Raw genomic sequence first — 24,382 nt, 5'->3', positions numbered from 1 at the left:
CCGACGCCGAAACCATCATCACCGACCGCCTCGCCGGAATGGTCTCCTCCCAGGCACCCGCGCAGGCAGCCGTCTGAGCAGAGCCCTCACGCAGAAGGCCCGGACTGGAATCCAGTCCGGGCCTTCTGCTGTTCCCGAGGCGGTCCGCGGGTGGCGGCTCTGCGGCGACGTCAGGCGATTGCGGGCTCTCCGACGGGCAGCCCCAGGTAGTACATGTGCGCGGCCGTCTCCGCGAGCGCGGCGAACAGGTTGAAGTTCTGCAGCCCCTCGAAACCACGCGACCAGTGGAGCCCTTGTGCAATCGCGTAGACCGAGTGGTCGTCGACCTCTGCCCAGCGAGCCCGGATCTCGGCCAGGCGCTCGTCGTGGTGGCCGGCGATCTGCTCGGCTCGCACCTGCAGTCCGCGGAAGCGGAAGCCGTGGGCGGGGGCGACGGTGACGTCTTCATCGAGCTTCGACATCCGCTCGAGGGAGCCGAGGTAGTCCGCGAGGCTGTGGGTGATCGAGGGGGCATCCAGGCCGATATTCGGTGTGATGGTCGGCAGGACGTGGTCGCCCGAGAAGAAGACTCCCGCCTCGGCGTCGAGGAATGCCGAGTGCCCGTAGGTGTGGCCGGGAGTCCACAGCGACTCCACCTTCCGACCGCGGATCGGCAGCACATCGTTGTCGGAGAGCACAACGAATTCGTGCGGCCAATGCGGAACGGTGAAGTGGTCGGCGCGCTTCCGGGCGTCCAGGTGCGCCAGCTCGTCGCGTCGCTGAGCCGGGACGCCGTAGATCTCCGCGATGGTCTTCTCGCCCGTGGCCCCGGTCACCGCGCCCTTCTCCTGCTTGCGGAAGGTGTCGAGGGTGGCGATGTCGTTGGACTGCAGCGCCAGCCACATGTCCGGGTTGCGCTGGAACAGCGCGGGAACAAGACCGATGTGGTCCCGGTGGTAGTGCGAGACCGCGATCCCGGTGATGTCCTTGAGCGCGAAGCCGGCCTGGCTCAGCCCCGCGGTGAGGGCCTCCAGCTGCTCCTTGCCGTCCCATCCCGGATCGATGAGCGCGACGCCGGAGTCCTCGGCGATGGCGTAGCAGTAGGTGTAGACCAGCGGGTTGTTCGGGATCGGGACAGGGATGGCCCACACTCCCTCCGAAACCGTCTGGACCGGAGGCAGGACGCGGTCCCGCCACGCCTGCCGCTGTTCGCTGCTGAGGGACTCGATCTCCATCGACCGCACCTTTCGACGTTCTTAACAATCGTTCAGACCAGTTTAGCCGCGTGTCGGAAGTTCGTCTTCTCTGTCCGAACTGAGGGACCTCAAGGCCCTGCAGGGGCCTCATCTTCAACTCAGATTCCTCATCTTGGTCTCATCACGGCCCCCTACTCTCGAGTCATCACCATCGAATGCGAAGGAGTCGTAATGAAACGCAACAACTGCGCACTGGCCGCCGCCGTTCTCGGGTTCGGCTTGGTCCTGTCCGGCTGCGGCGGAGGACAGACCGCCGAAAGCACCGCCACTCCCGCCGACCCCGCTCCGGCCGCTGAGTCCGGGGCCGCGCAATCGCCGGCCGATGATGAGACTGCGACCGAGCCGACCAACGGCACCGACACCGGCGCTGCCGATTCTGCTGACAACATCGCCTCGGCAACTGCCGCGATCGCTCTCGCGGAGGGCGAGAACAACGGGATTGCTGTCGAGATCGACCGGTCCGACGATGACCAGCAGTGGGAAGTCGAAGTCGTCGAGGGTGATCGCGAAGTCGAGTACGACATCAGTGCCGACGGCAGCGAGATCGTCGGCAACCGCGACGAGGACGACAGTGATGACGACGACCGGTCGGCCGCTGAAGCCGCAGAGGTCTCGCTGAGCGAAGCCGTCGAGAAGGCTGCTGAGGCGCACCCGGGCACTCTCGAGTCCGCCGAGCTCGACGACGAGGACGATCGCCTCGGCTACGAGGTGGAGATCCACTCGGACGGCGAGAAGGAGCTCTGGGTCGACGCCAAGTCAGGCGAGGTCTCCGAAGAGGACTGAGACCCCTGAATGCAGACCGCGCCGAGTGCGGGACGAGCGAAAGCAGGGCGAGCTGAATGCAGATCGTGGCCCGCTCACCCTCCGGTGAGCGGGCCACGGCCTTTGAGGCGTCCGTCAGGTTCGCGGAGGCGCCTTCCGATTCAGCGGTCGTCGTCCTCCAGAGGAACCGTCACCGCTTGATCGACGAGGTCGGATTCGGAGGCCTCGGCCTGAGAGACATTGAGCGGGGTCTCCGGGGTCGTCGCCTCCTGCTCCTCCGTGGAAATCTGGCTGTCGGCGATATCGTGCTCGCTCGCTTCCGATATCGAGCGGCGGTTGTCCTGGGTCACAGCAGCTCCTCCCTTCTCGCAGGTGCATTCCAGTCTAGGGTTGCGGACTCGCTTTTGCGATTGCCTGACGCGGCGGCACGGAGTCACGTGTAATATGAGAGATCAGACCTTCGAGGGTCTGCGCGGATGTAGTTCAATGGCAGAACTTCAGCTTCCCAAGCTGATAGTGCGGGTTCGATTCCCGTCATCCGCTCCACATGTGTCGTCGGGACGCCGGATCACCGGCGCCCCGACGTTCGCGTTTCCGGCCCGGGCCGCCATAGCTGGTGACTCTCGTTCTCGCCGGACAAGGGCCCGCAATGCGGTGAGTGTGGGATTTGAACCCACGGAAGGGGGTTGCCCTTCAACGGTTTTCAAGACCGTCACATTCGGCCGCTCTGTCAACTCACCAACACGCTCCGGGACTGGATCCGGATTCGTGCACCCATCAGTGTGACACACTCTTCCAGCGCTCGCACGGCGACCTGGCCTGCGCTGACTCGTTAACCTGAGGAGTATCGCCGCACCGAACAGCGGACGGCACCGCCCACAGCGCGCCCGACCGGAAGAGCGACGGGCCGCGAGCAGCATCTGCACCAGCACTGCCAGCAACTGGAGGAGCCGCCATGAACCGGCCAGTCCCCGGAGGAGCCGCCATGAACCTGCCCCGAGCCGTGACCACTGCCCTGGCGGGGACTGCTGGGCTGGCGCTGGGCGCTGCCCTCGGGGCGCTGGGCGCAATCCGCCGCAATCGCCCGGTCCATTCCGTGGGCTCCGTGGTACCGGGCACTCTGGTCGTCGACGCTCCGGGGAGCACGGGTTCCCCGCTGTTCGACACCGCCGGCGAGGCACCCGTCACCGCACGGCTTTCGCGATCGGCCTCCTGGCCGATCCAGCTTCCGGATGTTATGGGCGTTGCGCTTCGCGTTCAGGGCGGCGGCCGGCGCGGGGGCCCTGCCGACCTGCTCTTCGCCTCCACCGGAACGGGCGTGCTCACCCGGTACGTCCTCCAGCTCCACTCCCGGGTGACAGAAGGACCGCTCACGACCATGCTCCCGCTGGCCGGCCCCGAGGGGAACATCGTCTTCCGACTCGACCCGGACGGAGCGAACGACCCGGACGCATCACACGAGCACGGAGCGAAGCACTTCCGACTGTCGTACTCCCGCAACTCCGGCCCATGGGAGCCCCTGGGCGAGGTCGTCCTCTCCGCCGACGGCGGGGCCGGCGAAGCTTCCATCGAGCCCACCCAGCGCTCGGATGATCCGGCCGGACCGGACGACCCGCACCTGAGGTTCCGGCCGGTCGCGCAGACACCCGCCGGCCTGGTGACTCCCCCGTGGCTCCGGGCGGCCAGGGCTCCCGCCTACGGGATCGCTCGCCTTGTCTGGCGTCCCTGATCGAATCGCGAGGACATGCGCGCCTCGGCGGCAGGCCCGTCCTCGCGAGGCGCGTGCCGCCTCGTGAGGCGCCTGCCGCTTTGCGACCCAACCCCCGCCTCGCACCCTGGCCCCCGCCTCAGCCGCCGGTCAGCCAGTGGTCAAGCGGTGTCCCGACCGCTGGGTAGTGTAGTACCAGGATCCGACATTCACCGCTTCACCGACCAGCAGGAGATCAGCGATGCAAGTTTGGCCCGGCACCCCGTACCCCCTCGGCGCCACCTACGACGGCACGGGAACCAACTTCGCCGTATTCTCCGAGCCCGCCACGAAAGTCGAGCTCTGCCTGTTCGACCAGTGGGGCAATGAGGACCGGATCGAGCTCACGGAGAAGGACGCCTTCGTCTGGCACTGCTACCTGCCGCAGATCGAACCCGGTCAGCTGTACGGCTACCGGGTCCACGGACCCTACGAACCCGAGAACGGGGTGCGCTGCAATCCGGCCAAGCTCCTGCTCGATCCGTACGCCAAGGCGGTCTCCGGCCAGATCAGCTGGGGCCAGCCGATGTTCTCCTACCCCCTGGGCGAAGGCGGCGGCGGATTCAACGAAGAGGATTCCGCGGAATCGATGATGCTCGGCGTGGTCATCAATCCCTACTTCGACTGGCGCGGAGATCAGCACCCCCGGCACCCCTACTACCAGTCGGTCATCTACGAGGCGCACGTCAAGGGCCTGACCGAGCTGCATCCGGACGTCCCCCCGGAGGAGCGCGGCACCTACGCCGGCGTAGCGCACCCCAGCGTCATCAAGCATCTCAAGAAGCTGGGCGTCACCGCCATCGAGCTCATGCCCGTCCACCAGTTCGTCCAGGACCAGCGGCTGCAGGAAGAGGGCCTGCGCAACTACTGGGGCTACAACACCATCGGATTCCTCGCCCCGCACAACGAGTACTCCTCGTCCGGTCAGCTCGGCCAGCAGGTCCAGGAATTCAAGGAGATGGTCCGCGCCCTGCACCACGCCGATATCGAGGTCATCCTCGACGTCGTCTACAACCACACCGCAGAGGGCAACCACCTGGGACCGACGATCTCCTTCCGCGGTCTCGACAATCCCCACTACTACCGCCTGATGGACGATGACCCCCAGCACTATATGGACTACACGGGCACTGGCAACACCCTCAACGTCCGCATGCCGCACTCCCTCCAGCTGATCATGGACTCCCTGCGCTACTGGGTCACGGAGATGCACGTGGACGGGTTCCGCTTCGACCTCGCCGCAGCACTGGCCCGGGAGTTCTACGACGTCGACCGCCTCTCGACCTTCTTCGAGATCATTCAGCAGGACCCCGTCGTCAGTCAGGTCAAGCTCATCGCCGAACCCTGGGACATCGGCCCGGGCGGGTACCAGGTCGGCAACTTCCCGCCCCTGTGGACGGAGTGGAACGGCAAGTACCGCGATGTCGTCCGCGACTTCTGGCGCGGCGAACCCTCGACGATCGGCGAGTTCGCCTCGCGGATCTCGGGATCGGCTGACCTCTACGCGAACTCGGGCCGGCGCCCCTTCGCCTCGATCAACTTCGTCACCGCACACGACGGCTTCACGCTGGCCGACCTGGTGTCGTACAACGAGAAGCACAACGAGGCCAACGGCGAGGACAACCGCGACGGCGAATCCCACAACCGCTCCTGGAACCACGGCGCCGAGGGCGTGACCGACGACCCCGAGATCCTGGAGCTCCGAGCCCGTCAGCAGCGCAACTTCATCGCCACGCTTGCACTCAGCCAGGGCGTTCCGATGATCAGCCACGGTGACGAGCTCGGCCGGACACAGGACGGCAACAACAACGCCTACTGCCAGGACTCGGAGCTGGCATGGATCGACTGGGAGAACGCGGATCAGCCGCTCGTCGAGTTCACCTCCCGCGTCATGGCCCTCCGCCACGAGCATCCGACATTCCGGCGTTCCCGGTTCTTCAACGGCCAGGTCGTCCGCTCGGACACCGAGCAGCCCCTACCCGACCTTGTCTGGCTCAACACCGACGGCGAGGAGATGATCGTCACCGACTGGAACGCCTCGTTCGCCCGCGCGCTCGGCATCTACCTCAACGGTGACGGAATCCAGGGAATGGACAAGCGGGGCCGTCCCATCCGCGACGAAGACTTCCTGATCTGCTTCAACGCCGCCCTGGAGGACGTCGAGTTCACGCTTCCGGGCGAGGACTACGCACCCGGCTGGGCGGTGCAGATCGACACCGCCGGCGAATTCGACGAGGAGGACTCGTTCGTCGCCGGCACGACTCTCACGCTGTGCGGCAAGTCGATGATCATCATGAAGGAGCTCCTCCCGCAGGAGGAGGCGGAGATGTCGGTCGAGGCGTCGCTGGCCTCCCGGACTGTCGCCGGGCAGAGCTCCGAGGCGGAGGAGGATACCGAGCGTCCCGGCGCCCGCCCCGTCGAGGAGCTCGGGGCGCCCGGCCGGCCCGGGGAGAAGGTCCGCCCGGGCTACGAAGAACAGCGAGAGAGGGATTAGAGTCGAGCCCGGGTCCGATCCCGCAATCACAGGAGTGAGATTGAGTCACCGTCCCGCCCCCGTCCCGACTTCCACGTACCGACTCCAGCTCACGGCTGACTTCACACTGGACGACGCGGCGGCCCAGGTCGACTACCTCGCCCGCCTCGGCGTCGACTGGGTCTACCTCTCCCCCATCCTGGAGGCGGAGCCGGGATCCGACCACGGCTACGATGTCGTGGATCCCGCGCGCGTCGACCGGGCCCGAGGCGGCAGGGCCGGCCTGGAAGCGCTCGCCTCCGCGGCCCATGCCGCCGGCATGCGAGTGCTCGTCGACATCGTTCCCAACCACATGGGCATTGCCACGCCTGCCCACAATCCCTACTGGTGGGACGTGCTGAAGCTCGGTGAAGCCTCGCGGTTCGCCCGATGGTTCGACATCGACTGGGCCGCGGGAGCGGATGGTGTCGCCCCCTATCGCCCTGCCGACGGCTGGGTGCGGCCTGCAACCGGCAAGCTCGTCATCGCCGAACTCGGCGAACCGGGGGATCTGGACAAGCTGGAGATCCGAGAGCATGAGGGTGAGCCGGTCCTGGCCTACTACGACAGTCTCTACCCCGTCGCCCCGGGAAGCCTGCGGGAGGGAATGACCCCGCAAGAGCTGCACGCTGTGCAGAACTACCGCCTGGTGCACTGGAAGCACGAGGACTGGGAGCTCAACTACCGCCGCTTCTTCTCGATCAAGACCCTGGCGGGTCTGCGGGTCGAGGATCCCGAGGTGTTCGCCGCCACCCACCAGGAGATCGCGTCGTGGTGTGCGGACGGCCTGGTCGACGGGCTGCGGATCGACCACATCGACGGGCTCGCACGGCCGGATGAGTACCTCGCGCGGCTCAAGCACCTGACCGGCGCCTACCTGGTGACGGAGAAGATCCTCGCGCTGGACACCCGCGGCAGCCGCGAGGTGTTCCCGGCCGCGTGGCGGGAGGCAGGCGCCGAGGGCACCACGGGATACGAGCTGATCGCCTACATCGACGGCGCGCTGACCGATCGGACCGGCTTCTACCAGCTCGAGGCCGCGCGGCAGCAGCTCGAAGCCGGAGGGCCGCTCCCGGCCGAGGAGTTCCCGGATGCGGATCCGGTGGACCTGCGGTCGGCCGGCCGACATCTGCAGCGCCATCCGACCGCTGCCACCGGCCTGTTCACCCAGATCGAGCAGTCGGCCAAGACGCACTTCGCGTACGGCCCCCTGTCGGCCGAGATGCTGCGCTTGGCGCGGGAGTTCCAGGCGACCGGATGGCTGCACTGCGACGCAGAGTCGAGGGCGATGATCGGCGCCGACCCGCTCGACATCGATACCGAACAGCTCGCCGATGTGTTCGGGACCCTCGCCTCCTCGCTGCCGGTGTACCGCGTGTACCTGCCTGCTCCCACGGATCGCCTCCACTTCCTCGCGCAGCTCTCCGATGCGGTCGACACCGGTCTGCTCGAACCGCTGAGCCCGGACGGGCAGATCATCATGCGCGCTCTGTCGCGGGTGCGCTCGACTGCCCGCTCCGATGTCGCCTCCGATCGGCTGCTGGCCTATCTGGGAGTCGTGCTCACCACCGTCGGCCACCCCACTTTCGTCCGCTTCACGCAGACGACCGGGGCGATCATGGCCAAGGGTGTCGAGGACACCGCGTTCTACCGCTACGCTGCTCTCACGGCGCTCAACGAGGTGGGCGGCCATCCTGCCGAGCCGTTCGAGCCCACAGCGCTGCCGCAGGAGTTCGAGCTGCGCGCGGCCAACACGCCGTACGGACTGAACTCGCTGACCACACACGACACGAAGCGCAGCGAGGACACCCGAGCGCGGATTCTCACCCTCGCGGAGGTCCCGGAGGAGTTCGGCGAGTTCCTCGCAGCCGCCCGCGAACTCGCGCCGATCCGCTACCGCCCCGATGAGTCGGACCTCGTCGTGGACGACGAGCTCGACTTCGGGGTCAACGAGAGCATCAAGCGCAGCAGGAAGCGTCCGACCGCCGACAGCTCCTTCGACATCCTCCTCTGGCAGGCGGTGCTCGGAGCGTGGCCCGCGTCTCCGGAGCGCCTGACCGAATACGCTCTCAAGGCTGCGCGCGAGCAGGGCCTGTACACGACCTGGACCGACAACGACGACCAGTTCGAAGGAGACCTGCGGGCGGCCATGCAGGCGACTGCCGACAGTGCCCGCCTCCGCACGCTGATCGAGGGGATGGACGTGCGGATTCGGGCCGCCGGACGCAGCAACTCCCTGGTGGCCAAGAGCCTGCAGCTGCTGGCGCCCGGCGTGCCGGACGTCTACCAGGGCACCGAGCTGTGGGACCAGTCGCTGGTCGACCCGGACAACCGTCGACCCGTCGACTACACCACCCGGCGCGAGCTCCTCGAGCTGGTCGAGAGCCGGTCGGACGATGCTCCGAATGCGGCTGGCGTGGATCTCGCTGAAGTCGAGACCTGGGATTCCGGCGCGGTGAAGATGCTGATCACTTCTCGACTGCTGCACCTGCGCTCTCGCCTGCGGGATGTCTTCGTCCCCGACTCCCCGCACCTGGTCGGGCCCCCGGTGCCGGTCGGACGCACGGGGCCACGGTGGGAGCACGCGCTGGCCTGCCTGTTCGGCGGCCGGGTGCTGCTGGTCGGAACCCGCCTGCCGCTCACGCTGGCGGAGGCCGGTGGCTGGGGCGACACGACCGTGGTCATCTCCCAGGAGCAGCTGCGCCCGCTCGACGACGCCGAATACCTCGAATCGGCGCTCGCCGGGACCGCGGACGCCGAGCAGTCCGCCGCCGCCTCACCGCGGGCGCACCCGGCGACCGCCGAGGCGCCCTCCCCGTCCGCTGATCCGTCCTCCTGCCGGTGGCGCGACGTGTTCACCGGCAGGGAGTTCTCCGGACTGGAATTCACCGCCGCCGAACTTCTCGCAGACCTGCCCATCGCGGTCCTCGAGCGCCTCGAATGACCGTTCCCCTTCACCCCGACTGCTGAGGATCGCATGGTTCGCCACCCCGGAATCGACACAACGTTCCACTTCCCCGAATATCCGTCGACCCCGCGCGGCAACGGCCAAGCCGACGGTGCGGTCTTCCATGTCTGGGCCCCGGAAGCGGAGCAGGTGGCGCTGGCATGGCGACCGGCGACCGGATCGTACGGGACCGGATTCGTGACCGCGAACTACCTGGAGGAGCCGTTCCAGCACGCCCAGCTGGAGGCAGCCGGATTCCGCACGGAGCCCGCTGCGCGGTTGACCGGCGGCTGGTGGGCGGTGAGGCAGACCTCGGCCCACCTCACCGAAGCGCTCGCCGCAGAGTCGGCCGTCCTCGAATACGGGTTCCTGCTCGATGACAATCCGGCGCTGCTGCCGGATCCGCGATCCCGGCGCCAGCCCTACGGCCCTCACGGTCCTTCAGCAACGGTGCTCCCCGCCTCGGCACCGGACTCCGGCGCTGACGAGCCTTGGTCCGGCCGCGCCTGGGACTCCTCCCCCGTCTACGAACTCCACGTCGGCACCTTCACCTCGCAGGGCACCTTCGACGCTGCGATCGCACACCTCGACCACCTCGTCGGACTCGGCGTCGGCTGGGTGGAGCTGCTGCCCGTGAACACGTTCGCAGGCCTGCGCAACTGGGGCTACGACGGTGTCGACTGGTTCGCGATCCAGGAGAGCTACGGCGGTCCGGACGGATACCGACGCTTCATCGACGCCGCCCACTCGCGCGGCCTGGGCGTGATCCAGGACGTCGTGTACAACCACCTGGGGCCGTCGGGGAACTACCTGAGCGCCTTCGGCCCGTATCTGCACCGGGCAGCGGCCAATCCGTGGGGCGATTCGATGAACCTCGACGGACCGCACTCGGATGAAGTGCGCGCTCTCATCCTCGACAACCTGGGCATGTACGTCCGCGACTACGGAGTCGACGCCTTCCGGCTCGACGCGGTGCACGCCTTCGTCGACTCCCGCGCAGTCCACCTGCTCGAGGACATGGCGATCCACATGGCATCGCTGTCGGAGGATCGCGCGCACCCGGTATGGCTGATCGCGGAATCCGACATGAACGATCCCCAGCTCATCACCTCCCGCACCTGCGGCGGTCATGGACTCACCGCGCAGTGGAGCGACGACTTCCACCACGCGCTCCACGTCGCACTGACAGGCGAATCGAGCGGCTACTACGCGGATTTCGCCGCACCCGAGGCGCTGGCCAAGGTCCTGCAGCACGGCTTCTTCCATGACGGGACCTATTCGTCCTTCCGCGAGCGCGCCCACGGACGCCCGATCGACGAATCACGGGTGAGGCCCGATCAATTGGTGGTGTGCACCCAGAATCATGATCAGGTGGGCAATCGCGCCGCGGGCGAACGGCTGTCGCAGCTGGTCTCGACCGACCGGCTCGCCGTCGGAGCCGCCCTCCTCATGCTCGGACCCAACACGCCCATGATCTTCATGGGCGAGGAATGGGCGGCGTCGTCTCCGTGGCAGTTCTTCACCGATCACCGGGAGGACTGGCTGGGCGATGCCGTCTCGAATGGACGTCGCTCCGAGTTCGCCCGCATGGGATGGGACGAGTCGACCGTGCCGGAACCTCAGGACCCGGCGACGTTCTTCCGCTCCATGCTCGACTGGTCGGAGTTCCAGTCAGGCGATCGCGCCGCTGTCCTCCAGCTGTATCGCGAGCTCGGCCGCCTGCGCAGCCGGCGACCCGAGTTCCGGGACATCCGGTTCGAGGACGTCTCGGTCGGCAGGGCGGCAGCCGGGCACGGCGACTGGATCGCCGTGTTCGTCGACACCTTCGGCGTGGTCGCCAACCTCGGCTCCGCGGCACAGGCGGTGCTGCTCCCGCGATCGGCTGAGAGGATCGTGCTCGACACCTCCCGGTTCCTGCTCGACCATCGCGCGGCAGAGGGCGATCCTGACGGGCGGGCAACCGACCAGCCGGCCGAGCAGACCACCCGCTTCCGGCCTGCCGAGCTGCGGGAGCGCGCCGTGGTGCTCCAGCCGATGACGGCGGTGGCGCTGGAGCTGGCGGACGCTCCCGACGAGGTCGAGGAGCTCACCCTGCCGGGGCGCTGACCGACGAGCTCCTGCTGCCCCGCTGACCGGTCGCCCTTCCCCGAGGCGGCGATCGGTCTCTCTTCCCAATCAGCCGGTCGAACCGGAATACTTGAGACCAGCGGCCGACCGGCTGTCACAGGACTGCCCAATCGGACTCGGCGGCCTGACCGCCGTCACAGGAGCGAACATGGATTTCATCACCGGCCAGCCGTGCTGGGCCGAGCTCAACGCCCCCGATGTCACGGCCGCAGCCGAGTTCTACTCCGACGTCTTCGGCTGGGAATTCGAGAACCAGGGCGAGGAGTTCGGCAACTACCACATCGCGCTCACGAGAACCGACAGCGGCAGAGCGGTGATCGGCGGCCTGGGTCCGTGCGCCGACGTGGAGGATCCTCGCGCGTGGTGGTCCGTCCACCTGCATGTCGACGACATCGAAGAGGCCTACGCGCAGGCCCTGGAGCTCGGGGCCGAGGCGGTCTCCGAACCCATGGAGATCGGACCTCCCGGAAGCACCGCCGAGATCCGGGACCCATCAGGGGCTGCGATCCGGCTCTGGCAGCCGGGAGTCCGACGCGGGTTCGACGCCGTCGCCCAGCCCGGTTGCCCGGGATGGTTCGACCTGCACTCGAAGGACTTCGCCGCCGCCGAGGAGTTCTACAGCGGCTGGCTCGGGGTGTCCTTCGAGGTCCCGCCGGGCATGGACGTGAACTATGCCAGCGCCAAGGGGGTCAACGGCGAGTACCTGTTCGGTCTGATGGACGTCGCGCCCTTCTACCCGGCGGAGGCGTCGAGCAGCTGGAACGTCTACGACCTGGTCGAGTCCTCGGTCGCGACGCTGCAGAAGGCGGTCGATCACGGGGCCACGATGATGATGGACGGAGACCCGTCGCCATTCGGCATCATCACCGCGTTCGCCGATCCGCAGGGCGCCTCGATCTTCGCCGTCGGCAGCGAGTAGGCCGCCCCTCAGTCTTCCGCGGTCTCCGGGGTGAAGTACAGGGTCGACAGCGCCGGGAGCGTCAGCACGGCGGAGGCCTCGAAGCCGTTGAACCCTCCGCTCTCACTGTCGATCCACCCCATGTTGCCGATCCCCGCACCGCCATAGGCCTCGGCGTCGGTGTTGATTCGCTCGCACCACACTCCGGTCGACGGCAGCGGTATCCGGTAGTCGCTCAGGGTCTGCCCGGAGAAGTTGACCACGCACGCCAGCGGATCACCGGAAGCGGACCAGCGGAGGAAAGAGATCACGGAGTTCCGCGAGTCGGCCCCGCTGAGCCACTGGAATCCGGCCTCCTGCCCATCCTGCTCCCAGAGCGCCTCGGTCTCCGCATACAGCACGTTGAGATCCCGCACAAGGTGCTGGATGCCGCGGTGGCTGGGGGTGTCGGTGAGCCACCAGTCGAGCCCGTGCTGCTCGGACCATTCCGCTTCCTGCCCGAACTCCGAGCCCATGAACATGAGCTTCTTGCCGGGGTGAGCCCATTGGTAGCCGAGGAAGGAGCGCAGTCCTGCCAGCTGCGCCCACCGGTCGCCCGGGAACTTGCCGAGCAGCGAGCCCTTGCCGTGGACGACCTCGTCGTGAGAGATCGGGAGCACGAACTGCTCCGAGAATGCGTACACGATCGAGAACGTGATCTCGTTGTGGTGCCAGCTCCGGTACATCGGGTCGCGCGCGACGTACCCGAGGGAGTCGTGCATCCAGCCCATGTTCCATTTGAAGTCGAAGCCCAGTCCGCCGGCGGACGTCGGCGCGGTGACGCCGGGGAACGCGGTCGACTCCTCCGCGATGATCGCGACTCCGGGATGCTTCTTGCCGACCGTCGCCGTGACCTCCTGCAGGAAGGAGATCGCTTCGAGGTTCTCCCTGCCGCCGTGGACGTTCGGAACCCACTGCCCGCCCTCGCGCGAGTAGTCGAGGTAGAGCATGGAGGCGACGGCGTCGACCCGCAGCCCGTCGACGTGGAACTCCTCGATCCAGTACAGCGCGTTGGCCACCAGGAAGTTCTTGACCTCGTTGCGGCCGTAGTCGAAGATCAGGGTTCCCCAGTCCGGGTGCTCCCCCCGTCGTGGGTCCGGATGCTCGTAGAGCGCCTGTCCGTCGAACTGGGCGAGTGCCCATTCGTCCTTCGGGAAGTGCGCGGGCACCCAGTCGAGGATGACTCCGATGCCCGCCTCATGAAGCTTGTCGACCAGGTACCGGAACTCATCGGGCTGGCCGAACCGGGAGGTCGGCGCGAAGTAGGAGGTGACCTGGTATCCCCAGGAGCCGCCGAAGGGATGCTCGGCGATCGGGAGGAGCTCGACATGCGTGAAGCCCAGTTCGGAGACGTATTCGACGAGCTCCTCGGCGAGCTCGCGATAGCCCAGGCCGATCCGCCAGGACCCGAGGTGCACTTCGTAGATCGACATCGGGGACTCGGTCGGGGGGCTCGTGTCGCGGGCCGCGATCCACCCGGCGTCCTGGAAGCTGTAGGCGGATCCGGTGACGACGGAACCGGTGCGCGGGGGCACCTCGGTGGCACGAGCCATCGGATCGGCCCTCTCAACCCAGCGGCCGTCGCGGCTGAGCAGCCGGTACTTGTACACCTCACCGATTCCGAGTCCGGGGACGAAGATCTCCCAGATCCCTGAGGAGCCCAGCGAGCGCATCGCGTGGCCGCGCCCGTCCCAGGAGTTGAAGTCGCCGATGACCTGCACGGCCTGCGCGTTCGGCGCCCACACCGCGAAGCTCGTCCCGGTGATCGGGGCACCCGGCGCGTCGTAGGTGCGGAAATGGGAGCCGAGGACCCGCCACAGCTTCTCGTGGCGGCCTTCGCCGATCAGATGCAGGTCGAACTCGCCCAGAGTGGGCAGGAATCGGTAGGGGTCGTCGGCGACGACGGGACCCTGGCCCCAATCGGTCTCGATCCGATAGTCGGGGATCTGCTTCAATGGCAGACGCACCTCCCAAATCCCCCCGTGCACGTGCTCGGCGGGATGCCGCTCGCCGTCGATGACGACTGCCACGGAGCGCGCCATGTGCCGGACCACCCGCACGACCACTTCCCGCTGCGGCTCGTAGCCGGGAGTGCTCGGTGCCGTGGTCGCGAAGTGAGCGCCGAGCACCGAATGCGGGCTGTGATGCGACCCCGCGGCAATGGTGTCGAGGAGATCCGGATCAAATGCGCTCATTGCTACCTCATGCTCGTGGGCTCTGCGTGATGGGAAGTGTCACTGACGGTCGGAGAAGCGCGGCGGCACGGACGGCCGGGCAGGGACGTCGTCCCGATCGGATGCCGCAGTCGACGCAGACTGCGACGCCGCTTGCGGTGCAGGCCGCGCTGCAGGCGCTGGCCGCGCTCCGGGCGCGGGCATCCGCGCCGAGGCGGCCGGGCGCGGCGGCACCGCAGGCCGCGGTGATGCCGACGCCGCGGAGATCGGAGGGCGGGCGGGAACGGGAGGTGCGACGGAGCTCCGGGCGCCGTTCGCGTGCCCGTCGTCGGCGCCGTCATCCCTGTCGTCGATGCCGTCGTCGTCGATCTCTCCGTCGTCAGGATCGGCGGGATCGTCCTCGAGCTCGTCGAACCCGGATTCCTCGGATTCCTCGGCGTCCGAGGCTTCCGAATCGACGGTGTCCTCCGCCGGCTCCGAGGCGGGACCGGCACTGCCGTCGGACGCTCGCTGCGTCCCCGGCGCCTCGGCAGACTCCGGTTCTGGCTCCGGCCCCGTCTCCGGTTCCTGCCCCGTCCCCGGCGCCTCGGCCACTTCCGGCTCCGGCGTGACCCGGCCCTCCCGGCCGGTCTCCACGACCGGTCCCGGGGGTTCGTCCTCAGCAGCCGGAACGCTGTCCAGCAGCACCTGATCCTTCTCGGCGGATGCCTGCGAGAACTCCTCCGCGGACACGGTGGCCGGCGGAGCCGTCCAGGCAGGCTTGGCCGCGGTCTCGGCTGCGACCGGGACGTCGTGCTTGAGGCGTCCCCTCAGCAGCAGAGTCAGCGTGGCCAGCGGCACGATGAGCCAGGTCGGGCGGTTGCGCAGCTCGGTGACGACTTCGACGAGGAGGCGGTCGATCAGCACTGCCCGCAGCACCGGGTCGTGCAGACCGACCGAGGCGTTCACCGCGTGCGAATACCCGGTCAGGAGTGAATTCTGGGCTTGGGAGGACCACAGGTACTCGGGCGAGTCGACCACTTCCTGCATGGACTCGCTCGACTCCTTCAGACCGGAGAATCCCAGCACGACCGGCTGCGCATCGACCTCGAGCGCGCCGGTGCGCCGCAGCCGGGCGTAGCCCGCGGCATAGTCGATGCTGCGCAGCAGCGCGACCAGGTCGATGGCCGGCGGCTTGGGGAACTCCTGCGTGTCCTCGGAGAAGTTGACCACCCGGAACCCGCCCGTCTCGCTGCTCGTCACATGGTCGAGCGTGAGCTCGCCGTGGATGCGCTGCAACCCGCCCAGCACCTCGAATTCGGCCAGGGACTCGCGGTGAGCACGGAGTCGGGGCGCCAGGTTGTTCAGCGCCAGGGGCGCCCGGGCGAGCGCGAAGTCCACCCGTTCCTGCCACTTCGTCACCCAGTGGGCGGTCGGCTCGCCGATGCTCCGGACGACGCCGAACTCCGCGGCGAGATCCAGGTGCAGCTCGCCGACCCGCGTGCCGAGCGCCATCGCCTTCTTGTTGTAGCTGCCGATCGAACCCGAATCCACCGCACAGGCCACGTCGACGGCTTCACGCCAGGCCGGTCGGGAGCCGCGCTCGGTGCGGCTGAGCATGACCAGCGGAGCGCTGAGCGTCTCCAGGTCGGTGGCGTCGAACCAGCGTCCGGCGGCCCAGCCGATGACTTCCGGCACAGCGGTGGAGCCGACCTCGGTGAGCGCCACCGGAATTCGCACCGCAGAGCTCACTCCCGGTCGGACGACGCGGAAGAAGGTGAGCACGCAGGGGTGATCGGGATCGTCGATGACGACGCTGGACTCGTTCGTCCGGCTGTCGATGATGCCCAGCCGGATCACCTCCGAGTGGGCGAGCAGCGCCTCGGGCGCAGTGAGTGCGGCGAAGGCGTGCTCGGACTCGCCCACGCGGTTGGCCTGCACCTGGCCGCCCTCGAAGCGGCGCCCGGTGGCCATCGCCTGCGCGTAGGCGAGGACGAACACGGGGTCAGCGCAGCCGTCGTAGACGTAGCACTGACCCAGGGTGATGTCGTCGACGACGCCGATGAGGTGAGGCCTGAGGGCGAAGTCCTCCTGCGTCCGGAAGCTCAGCGGAATGTTGAGGCGGCGCAGGGTGCGGCCGTCGCCGACCGAGATGATCGCCTGGTTCCCCTGGATCACGCCCATGTCCCGGACGTCCGCGCTCGCAGCGCCCGATGTGGCGGGATCCGCCGGCTCGCTTCGCTCGGACGGTTCGCCGGCGGCCGCGCTGCGGACACCGCCGCGGTTGTCGACGAGGCGGTACTGCGCGGTCGTGGTCTCGGCGGCCCGCGGCCGGGCGGAGTCCCCCGCGTCACCTGGAGCGGCGCCGCCGGCGGCACCGAGGGATGCAGAGCCTTCGGTCCGGCGCTTGCGCGTGTCGAACTCGAACAGTCGCGTCACCGACATCGGGGTGATGTCGGGATCGGCGCCGAGTTCCGTCTCGAGCTTCGGGAACCACGCCTGTCGGGGCAGCCAGGAGGAGAGCAAGCGCTCGAGATCACTGCTGATGGCCACCCTTGTCTCCCCTGTCGTCGACTGCAGTTCCTCCACTGTAGCGAATCGCGCCGATCACCTCGCTCCTTCCGCGCGGGAAGGAGCGGCTCACTCGCCGAGGCGCCCGCTCACCCGGGCGGCCACGTCACCTGCCGAGGCACCCGCTCACCTGTCGCGGGGCTTCACTCGCCGAGGCGCGAGCTCACCCCTCCGGCCACCGCACCTGGATGATGTGGGCCGGTTCGACCTTCGGGTCCAGTCGCACGTAGTTGTCGGCGCCCCAGGTCCACGTCTGACCGGTGATCAGGTCGTGGGCCTCGAACTCCCGCGCCGCCCGGGACGCCGGAACCGGCACCGGGTCGTGCTGGTGCCCCGCCTCGGAGGGCCCGCCGAGCGCTCCGGCGGCGGCAGCGGACTCGAGCTCAGCGCTCAGGGAGGCGACATTGCGGCCGGGGGGCGCCTCGGTGAACAGGCTGAACGGCCGCAGAGCAGCGAGGTCGAGCCGGACCATGGTCTCCCGCGTGCTGTGCGGGTCGACGTTGAGGACGATGATGAGCACGTCCTCGCCCTTGCGCTTGGAGAACACCAGCACCGAGTCGTCATCGGAGCCGTGGATGGTGACATTGCGCAGCTCGCCGAGCGCGGGATGCATCCGCCGGATCTCGTTGAGCCGGGTGATGTACGGCGCCAACGATCGCCCCTCGGCGAGCGCGGCGTCGAAATCGCGCTGCTTGTACTCGTACTTCTCGTTGTCGATGTACTCCTCCGCGCCCGGGCGGGCGACGTGCTCGTACAGCTCGTAGCCGGCGTACACGCCCCACAGGGGCGAGGAGGTCGCAGCCAGCGCCGCCCGGATCCGGAAGGCGGCGGGCCCGCCGAACTGCAGGTACTCGGTGAGGATGTCGGGGGTGTTGACGAAGAAGTTCGGGCGCAGGAACGGTCCGGATTCGTCGCGCAGCTCGACGAGGTACTCCTCGATCTCCTCGCGGGTGTTGCGCCAGGTGAAGTACGAGTACGACTGCTGGAAGCCGGCCTTGGCCAGCGAGTGCATCATCGCCGGGCGCGTGAACGCCTCGGCGAGGAACACGACCTCGGGGTGGCGGCTGTTGATCGTCGCGATCAGCCACTCCCAGAACCGCAGAGGCTTGGTATGCGGGTTGTCGACGCGGAAGATCGTCACGCCGTGGGAGATCCACAGCTCCACGATCCGCAGCACTTCCCCGCGCAGCGCCCGGTAGTCGTTGTCGAAGTTCAGGGGATAGATGTCCTGGTACTTCTTGGGCGGGTTCTCCGCGTAGGCGATGCTGCCGTCGAGCTGCCGGGTGAAGAATTCGGGGTGCTCGGAAACCCACGGGTGATCCGGTGCGGCCTGCAGCGCCAGATCGAGAGCCACCTCGAGCCCGAGGTCGTGGGCCCGTGCCACGAAGCGGTCGAAGTCGTCGAAGGTTCCCAGGTCGGGATGGATGGCGTCGTGTCCGCCGTCCTTCGAACCGACGGCCCACGGTGATCCGGGATCCTCCGGGCCGGCGGTCAACGTGTTGTTGGGACCTTTGCGGTTGACCTCGCCGATCGGGTGGACCGGGGGCAGGTAGATGACGTCGAAGCCCATGTCGGCCACTCGCTGCAGGCTGTCCTCGGCAGTGCGCAGGGTGCCGGACGTCCACGTCCCCGTCACCGGATCACGGTGGGCGCCCTCCGAGCGGGGGAAGAACTCGTACCAGGCCGAGTTCCCCGCCAGCGGCCGCGAGACCTTCAGCGGCAGGCGCCGCGAGCGGGACAGCAGGGAGCGGATCGGGCGCCGCTTCATGAGGTCGAGCAGCCGGGGGCTGAGCGCCCGGTGCAGCCGCTCGAGCGGCTGCACCGAGGCCGCGCCGAGGTGGTCCAGCGCTTCCTGCACGATCTCCCTGTCACGGTCCACCCGCCCGGGTGACGCGCGGTAGCCGTCGAGGAGCCTGATTCCCTCAGCCAGCATGAGCTCGACGTCACTGTCGGCGGCGATCTTGAGCTCGGCACGGCGACGCCACGTCGAGAACACGTCGGCCCACCCCTCGACCACGATGTGGTGCAGGCCCGTCGTGCGCGGGACGACAAACCCCTCGTAGCGGTCGACGTCCTCGATCGAGTTGAACAGCAGCGAGCGGTGCACCTCGCGGTCGTCCGCGTCGAGCAGCACGGCGTTCACCCCGATGAGGTCGTGGCCTTCGCGGAAGACGGTGGCCGCGACCGGCACGGTCTCGCCGATGATCGCCTTGGCGGGGAAGGCCCCGCATTCGACGAGCGGCTGGGGGTCGATGATCGGGATCCGGCTGAAGTAGTGGCTCACGGGTCCCAACCTACGGCGGCTCGTGGGATTTCCACCAGCGCCCCGGTGAACTGCATGCGCACCGTAGTGAATGGGACGTGAATGCGCCGACCCGCTCACCGGGATTTCACCGGGATCACCAGCACGGGCGAGACGGCATGATTGAGCACGGCACGGCTGACCGAGCCGAGCAGCAGACCGGCGAACCCGCCTCGTCCCCTGCTGCCGACGATCACCAGCGTGGCCGTGCGGCTGGCCTCGGTGAGCACCTCCGCCGGAGCACCGTCGAAGAACTTCCAGTTCACGGACAGGTCCGGGTGGGTCTCCTCCAGCTCCGCGGTGACCTCCTGGAGACGCTCGATCGCGACCGTCCGGGCCCGAGGCGCCTGCCCGGTCTCCCGGCTGATGGACCCGATCATCCACCCGGTCGTGTCAGCGTCGAGGGAGACCGCCGTGACCAGCACCAGCGGCCGGTTGAGCTGCTGGGCCCAGTCGGCGGCCAGCGGGGCCACCGAGCCGGCGGAGCTGCCGGGATCGATCGCAACGACGATCTCCCCGTCGAAGTTGAGGTCGTCCTCGATGTTCTCGTAGGCGCGGCGGTTGACGCGGTGCGAGGCGCCGAGCAGCGCCGCGGTGAAATCATCCGACGGGTCCTTGCCCTCGGGCTCCGGTGCGGTCAGCGCCGATTCCGGCGCCGCGTCCGCCAACAGGCCGGACTCGGCGTCCCACCCCTCCGGCACCACCAGCACGGGACATTTGGAGTGAGAGGCGAAGGAGCTCGACACGCTGCCGGTGAATCTGCTGGTGAACGAGTTGCGGCCACGCTTGCCGACGACGGCGTAGTCCGCGGACTCGCTCAGTCGGCTGAGGACGCCTGCGGCGTCGCCCTCCTCGATCACCACCTCCGCCTCGACTCCGGCCTGCTCGGCTCGGCTGCCGAGCTCGTCGGTGACCTCGGTGATCCTCTCCTCGATGATCCGCTTGTAGGTCTCCTCACCGTCGAGCGCCGTCGTGTTGTAGGGGTCGACGTAGCCGAAGGGGAACGTGAAGGCGCAGACCAGCCGCAGGCGCTTGCCCTGCTTCTGTGCCAGTGAAAGGGCGGTGTCGAATGCTCGCTCGCTGTTCGGCGAGCCGTCGACACCGACGATGATTTCGCCGCTGACGTCGCTGATCGGTTCTGCTGCAGATGTCATGACTGCCTCCTGTGGCTGCCGTGTCCGGCGTGCTTCTTCCTGGTCCGAATTCGTCCTGTCGCTTCGCTCACGGTCTTGTCCGTCACTCACCGTTCTGGTCTGTCCGTCGTCGCTCACCGCTTCCGCGTGGGCACCACGAGAACCGGGCATTCGGCGCGGTTGAGCACCTCCTGGCTCACCGAGCCGAGCAGCAGACCGGTGAAGCCGCCCCGACCCCGGCTTCCCATGACGAGGAAGTCCGCCACCCGAGTGGTCTCGGTGAAAACCTCGGACGGGATCCCGTTGCAGAATCGGGCGTCGGCGTCGAGGTCTGCATGGTCGTGCGTGACCTCGGTGAGGAGCTGCTCCAGATTGGCGATCACCTCGTCGCGCACTCGAGGCGGCTCCACGAGGTTGCGGATCAGCGGATTCGGCAGCCACCCGGGCGACTCGATGTCGAGCGGGATCGCGGTCGCCAGGCTCAGGGGGCGATCCACGTCCGCTGCCAGCGCGGCGGCGTGCCGGACGACCAGGGAAGCCGATTCGTCGCGGTCGACGGCGGCGACGACACGACCGGCGAAGCCCTCGGTGCTCGCGGCGCCGTCCTCGTCCACGGCCTGAGCAGGCTCCGATTCGGCGGCCCGGCGGCGCTGCGTCTCCTGCCAGCGCGCGGGCACCACGAGAGTGGGGCATGCCGAGTGCGCGACCAGGGAGTTCGACACGCTGCCCAGGAACCGTCCCGACAAGGGGCCGCGTCCGCGCTTGCCGACCACCGCGAGTTTCGCGAAGGCGCTCTGCTCGCGCAGGATCCCGGCGGCGTCGCCTTCGTGCACCGTCACGGTCGCCTCCACCCCGGCCTTCTCGGCCCGGGCGGAGAGAGCGTCGCCCACCTCGCGGATCCGGCTCACCACCGCGTTCCGGTAGCGTTCGTCGGTGTCGATCATCGCCGCGGTGTACGGAGCGCTCATCGCGAGCAGCAGGGTGTAGGCCCCGACCAGGTGCAGATTCCAGCCGCGCCGGGCCGCGATCATGAGGGCGAGCTCGAATGCCTGCTCGCTGTTCTCCGAACCGTCGATGCCGACCAGGATCTCGCCGGCATCGGGTGCGTCTGACGGGATTGTCATGGATCCTCCTCGCTGAGGTCGTGCCCTTGTCAGAATTGTAAGCCGGACCACAGCCGAGGCGCCTCGGCACCCACCAGGCGAAACGCAACTGCCCGGCCCGCGGGACTCCGCAACCGTCTCACCGGCCGGACTGTACGTGTCCGAGCGGTGGAATCATCGGCTGCCGAGGAGCACAATGGACTGATGCTCATCGAAGACAGGCAGTTCACGGATGTTCCCAGCGCCACCGAGGTGGAGGCTGCCGCGGCGCGCATCGCCGACTCCGTGATCACCTCCCCGCTCCATATCTCGGAGCGCCTGTCCGAGCAGACCGGCGCCACCGTCTATCTCAAGCGCGAGGATCTCCAGCCGGTCCGCTCCTACAAGATCAGGGGCGCCTTCAACTTCCTGCTGCAGCTGACCGCTGACGAGCGGGAGCGCGGAGTCGTGTGCGCCTCGGCGGGCAATCACGCCCAGGGCTTCGCCCGCGCCTGCAATGAGCTCGACATCACCGGGGTCATCTTCGTTCCCAAGACCACACCGCGGCAGAAGATCGACCGGATCCGCCACTTCGGTGGTGACGATCTCACCGTGATCATCGACGGCTCGACCTATGACGATGCCTCGGATCTGGCCAAGTCCTATGCCGCGCGGACCGGTGCTCTGCTGGTGTCGGCGTTCGACGATCCGCGCACGATCGCCGGTCAGGGCACCATCGCGGCGGAGATCCATCAGCAGCTGCCGGCAGACCCGGACTGCATCATCGTGCCGGTCGGCGGAGGCGGAGTGCTGGCCGGGATCACCGCCTACGCCGCCGAGCACATGCCCGACACCACAGTCATCGGCGCGGAGCCGGCCGGTGCCGCCTCGATGATCGCGGCGAGGGCTGCGGGCCATCCGGTCACGCTGGACACCGTCGACTCGTTCGCCGACGGCGCCGCCGTCCGGCGGGCCGGCAACATCACCTTCCGCATCATCACCGAGCACGACGTCCGGGTCGAGGCCGTACCTGAGGGCCGCACCGCCTCGGAGATGCTCGAGCTCTACCAGACGGACGGGATCATCGCCGAACCAGCCGGCGCGCTCGCCTCGGCCGCGATCGGCAGGGCCGGCTCCGGCGCCCCGGTCGTCGTCGAACCCGGATCCACCGTCGTCTGCCTGATCAGCGGCGGCAACAACGACATCTCCCGGTATTCGGAGGTCCTCGAGCGCTCCTTGGTCTACGAAGGACTCAAGCACTACTTCATCGTGAACTTCCCGCAGGAGCCCGGAGCGCTGCGACGCTTCCTCGACGAGGTGCTCGGGCCCGACGACGACATCTCGATGTTCGAGTACGTCAAGCGCTCCGACCGGGAGACCGGCCCGGCCTTCGTCGGCATCACCCTCGGCAGCGCAGCCGATCTGCCCGGCCTGCTCGAGCGGATGGCGGCCTCACCCCTGCAGATCGAGACGGTCGGTCAGGACTCGCCGCTGTTCCGACTCTTCGTCTGACTCCCCCGTCCATCGCCCGACTCCCCGTTCGCGATCCGAGGCGCCGGCGCCTGCCGCACGCGAACCTCGCACTCCCGGAACCGGCTCGGTAGGGTGGGAGTCATGCGCGCTATCACGATCCCGAACCCCGGTGGACCGGACGCTCTGGTCCTCGACGACGTACCCGCCCCGGAGTGTCCGGCCGGATCGGTCCTCGTCAAGGTCCACACTGCCGGCATCAATCGCGCTGACATCCTCCAGCGCCAGGGCCACTACGATCCGCCGGAGGGCGCGACTCAGATCCCCGGCCTCGAGGTATCCGGAACGATTCTGGAACTCGGAGCAGGCGTCACCGGCTGGGAGGTCGGGCAGCCGGTCGCTGCACTCCTGAGCGGCGGCGGGTACGCCGAGGTCGTCGACGTGCCGGCGGGCCAGCTCCTCCCCGTCCCGGAGAACCTCTCCCTGCAGGAGGCCGCGGCGCTTCCCGAGGTGGTCTGCACCGTGCACTCCAACGTGTTCGCCGCCGCTCGCCTGCTTCCCGGGGAATGGCTGCTCGTCCACGGCGGCGGCTCCGGCATCGGCACCGCTGCGATCCAGCTGGCGAAGACTCTCGGCGCCAAGGTCGCCGTGACCGTCGGTTCGCATCGCAAGGCCGACTTCTGCACAGAGCTCGGCGCCGATGCCGTGATCAACTACCAGGACGAGGACTTCGTCGAGCAGATCCGGCAGATCACGGCCGCGGATGCCGCGGCGGCAGGCACCAAGCCCGGCGCCGACGTCATCCTCGACCTCATCGGCGCGAAGTACCTCGACCGCAACATCAAGGCACTGTCCGACGACGGCCGGCTGGTCATCATCGGCCTGCAGGGCGGGGTCAAGGCCGAGATCAACCTCAATGCGCTGATGCGCGGCCGCAAGTCCGTGATGGGATCCACGCTGCGCGCCCGGCCGGGCCGCCAGAAGGCGGCGATCGTCGACCAGGTGTCGCGCGACATCTGGCCCCTCGTCGCCGACGGCACCATCAAGCCCATCATCCATTCGATCCACCCTCTCGCCGATGCAGGCAGCGCCCAGGCCCTCCTCGAGGACGGCACCAGCATCGGCAAGGTCCTTCTCGACGTGGCAGGTGAAGCATGACTGAACCAGTGAATCCGGGACGCATCCCGCAGCCGGAGAACCCTCAGCCGGACACTCCCGAGGTGCCCGGCCCGCAGGTGCCGGACCCGGACGTTCAGCCGCCCGAGCCCTCGACGGAGGCCGGCGGGCCCGCTGAGGCCGGCACAGCAGCGACCGTGAACCGCCAGGTGCAGACCGCGGAGGCGGACGAGCAGCCGAGCCCGGCAGAGGCGGGCGAGCAGCCGACCCGGTCGGATGCCGCAGCTG

15 protein-coding genes, 2 tRNA genes and 1 pseudogene are annotated in these 24,382 nt (G+C 68.3%); 10 read left to right on the top strand and 8 right to left on the bottom strand.

All coding sequences use genetic code 11. The features are described from left to right. Positions 1-170: 170 nt before the first annotated feature. Positions 171-1,214 (bottom strand): MBL fold metallo-hydrolase, encoded by a 1,044-nt coding sequence (locus tag LXN01_RS15340; RefSeq protein ID WP_236866594.1) that lies wholly within the window; start codon positions 1,212-1,214, stop codon positions 171-173. 192 nt (positions 1,215-1,406) lie between these two features. Between LXN01_RS15340 and LXN01_RS15335 the strand changes: the two genes are divergently transcribed. Next, positions 1,407-2,018 (top strand): PepSY domain-containing protein, encoded by a 612-nt coding sequence (locus LXN01_RS15335; protein WP_236866592.1) that lies wholly within the window; start codon positions 1,407-1,409, stop codon positions 2,016-2,018. A 140-nt stretch (positions 2,019-2,158) separates the two neighbouring features. Here LXN01_RS15335 and LXN01_RS15330 read toward each other — a convergent pair whose 3' ends face one another. Then, the gene (locus LXN01_RS15330) at positions 2,159-2,347 is read right to left on the bottom strand and encodes an Rv3202a family protein (protein ID WP_236866590.1); all 189 of its coding nucleotides are present in this window, start codon (positions 2,345-2,347) and stop codon (positions 2,159-2,161) included. Between the two features lie 122 nt (positions 2,348-2,469). Between LXN01_RS15330 and LXN01_RS15325 the strand changes: the two genes are divergently transcribed. After that, a tRNA-Gly gene (locus LXN01_RS15325) sits at positions 2,470-2,543 on the top strand. A gap of 106 nt (positions 2,544-2,649) precedes the next feature. Here the strand turns inward: LXN01_RS15325 and LXN01_RS15320 are convergent. Beyond that, positions 2,650-2,737, bottom strand: a tRNA-Ser gene (locus tag LXN01_RS15320). A gap of 245 nt (positions 2,738-2,982) precedes the next feature. On the opposite strand from LXN01_RS15320, the gene LXN01_RS15315 reads away from it, so the two are divergent. The 5 genes from LXN01_RS15315 to LXN01_RS15295 all read left to right on the top strand — a co-directional run bounded on the left by LXN01_RS15315 (position 2,983) and on the right by LXN01_RS15295 (position 12,249). Further along, complete coding sequence (locus LXN01_RS15315; protein WP_236866588.1) at positions 2,983-3,726, top strand: hypothetical protein; 744 nt, start codon at positions 2,983-2,985, stop codon at positions 3,724-3,726. A 220-nt stretch (positions 3,727-3,946) separates the two neighbouring features. Beyond that, positions 3,947-6,238 (top strand): glycogen debranching protein GlgX, encoded by a 2,292-nt coding sequence (glgX, locus tag LXN01_RS15310; RefSeq protein ID WP_236866586.1) that lies wholly within the window; start codon positions 3,947-3,949, stop codon positions 6,236-6,238. Positions 6,239-6,278: 40 nt separating this feature from the next. Next, positions 6,279-9,200 (top strand): alpha-amylase family glycosyl hydrolase, encoded by a 2,922-nt coding sequence (locus tag LXN01_RS15305; protein ID WP_236866584.1) that lies wholly within the window; start codon positions 6,279-6,281, stop codon positions 9,198-9,200. Positions 9,201-9,233: 33 nt separating this feature from the next. After that, complete coding sequence (gene treZ / locus LXN01_RS15300) at positions 9,234-11,309, top strand: malto-oligosyltrehalose trehalohydrolase (RefSeq protein ID WP_236866583.1); 2,076 nt, start codon at positions 9,234-9,236, stop codon at positions 11,307-11,309. Between the two features lie 169 nt (positions 11,310-11,478). Continuing rightward, positions 11,479-12,249, top strand: a complete 771-nt coding sequence (locus LXN01_RS15295) for a VOC family protein (RefSeq protein ID WP_236866581.1) — start codon at positions 11,479-11,481, stop codon at positions 12,247-12,249. 8 nt (positions 12,250-12,257) lie between these two features. Here the strand turns inward: LXN01_RS15295 and glgB are convergent, their stop codons facing one another. The 5 genes from glgB to LXN01_RS15270 form a co-directional block, all read right to left on the bottom strand. Then, positions 12,258-14,462: a 1,4-alpha-glucan branching protein GlgB gene (gene glgB, locus LXN01_RS15290; RefSeq protein WP_425547668.1), complete on the bottom strand. Its 2,205-nt coding sequence runs from the start codon at positions 14,460-14,462 to the stop codon at positions 12,258-12,260. 39 nt (positions 14,463-14,501) lie between these two features. Beyond that, positions 14,502-16,973 (bottom strand): maltokinase N-terminal cap-like domain-containing protein, encoded by a 2,472-nt coding sequence (locus tag LXN01_RS16260; RefSeq protein ID WP_336885285.1) that lies wholly within the window; start codon positions 16,971-16,973, stop codon positions 14,502-14,504. Between the two features lie 181 nt (positions 16,974-17,154). Then, complete coding sequence (locus LXN01_RS15280; RefSeq protein WP_236866579.1) at positions 17,155-19,275, bottom strand: alpha-1,4-glucan--maltose-1-phosphate maltosyltransferase; 2,121 nt, start codon at positions 19,273-19,275, stop codon at positions 17,155-17,157. A gap of 95 nt (positions 19,276-19,370) precedes the next feature. Continuing rightward, entirely contained in the window at positions 19,371-20,447 is a 1,077-nt protein-coding gene (locus LXN01_RS15275; RefSeq protein ID WP_236866577.1) for a universal stress protein, read from the bottom strand. A 113-nt stretch (positions 20,448-20,560) separates the two neighbouring features. After that, on the bottom strand, positions 20,561-21,550 hold the full coding sequence (locus LXN01_RS15270) for a universal stress protein (protein ID WP_236866576.1): 990 nt from the start codon (positions 21,548-21,550) through the stop codon (positions 20,561-20,563). A gap of 183 nt (positions 21,551-21,733) precedes the next feature. Between LXN01_RS15270 and ilvA the strand changes: the two genes are divergently transcribed. The 3 genes and pseudogenes from ilvA to LXN01_RS15255 form a co-directional block, all read left to right on the top strand. Continuing rightward, entirely contained in the window at positions 21,734-23,020 is a 1,287-nt protein-coding gene (ilvA, locus tag LXN01_RS15265) for a threonine ammonia-lyase IlvA (protein ID WP_236866574.1), read from the top strand. A gap of 102 nt (positions 23,021-23,122) precedes the next feature. Then, positions 23,123-24,136 (top strand): NAD(P)H-quinone oxidoreductase, encoded by a 1,014-nt coding sequence (locus LXN01_RS15260; protein WP_236866572.1) that lies wholly within the window; start codon positions 23,123-23,125, stop codon positions 24,134-24,136. Continuing rightward, positions 24,133-24,382: pseudogene (locus tag LXN01_RS15255) on the top strand (hypothetical protein); the annotation flags it as partial. The gene LXN01_RS15260 and the pseudogene LXN01_RS15255, both read left to right, overlap by 4 nt.

Source organism: Brevibacterium daeguense, from assembly GCF_021729135.1.
GTDB classification, from domain to species: domain Bacteria; phylum Actinomycetota; class Actinomycetes; order Actinomycetales; family Brevibacteriaceae; genus Brevibacterium; species Brevibacterium daeguense.
This window is presented reverse-complemented; position numbering and strand designations above follow the sequence as displayed.

Coding starts and splice junctions, on each gene's coding strand:
- LXN01_RS15340 (WP_236866594.1), bottom strand. CDS start 1,214: ATGGAGATCGAGTCCCTCAGCAGCGAACAGCGGCAGGCGTGGCGGGAC.
- LXN01_RS15335 (WP_236866592.1), top strand. CDS start 1,407: ATGAAACGCAACAACTGCGCACTGGCCGCCGCCGTTCTCGGGTTCGGC.
- LXN01_RS15315 (WP_236866588.1), top strand. CDS start 2,983: ATGAACCTGCCCCGAGCCGTGACCACTGCCCTGGCGGGGACTGCTGGG.
- glgX (WP_236866586.1), top strand. CDS start 3,947: ATGCAAGTTTGGCCCGGCACCCCGTACCCCCTCGGCGCCACCTACGAC.
- treZ (WP_236866583.1), top strand. CDS start 9,234: ATGGTTCGCCACCCCGGAATCGACACAACGTTCCACTTCCCCGAATAT.
- LXN01_RS15295 (WP_236866581.1), top strand. CDS start 11,479: ATGGATTTCATCACCGGCCAGCCGTGCTGGGCCGAGCTCAACGCCCCC.
- glgB (WP_425547668.1), bottom strand. CDS start 14,462: ATGAGCGCATTTGATCCGGATCTCCTCGACACCATTGCCGCGGGGTCG.
- LXN01_RS15275 (WP_236866577.1), bottom strand. CDS start 20,447: ATGACATCTGCAGCAGAACCGATCAGCGACGTCAGCGGCGAAATCATC.
- LXN01_RS15270 (WP_236866576.1), bottom strand. CDS start 21,550: ATGACAATCCCGTCAGACGCACCCGATGCCGGCGAGATCCTGGTCGGC.
- ilvA (WP_236866574.1), top strand. CDS start 21,734: ATGCTCATCGAAGACAGGCAGTTCACGGATGTTCCCAGCGCCACCGAG.
- LXN01_RS15260 (WP_236866572.1), top strand. CDS start 23,123: ATGCGCGCTATCACGATCCCGAACCCCGGTGGACCGGACGCTCTGGTC.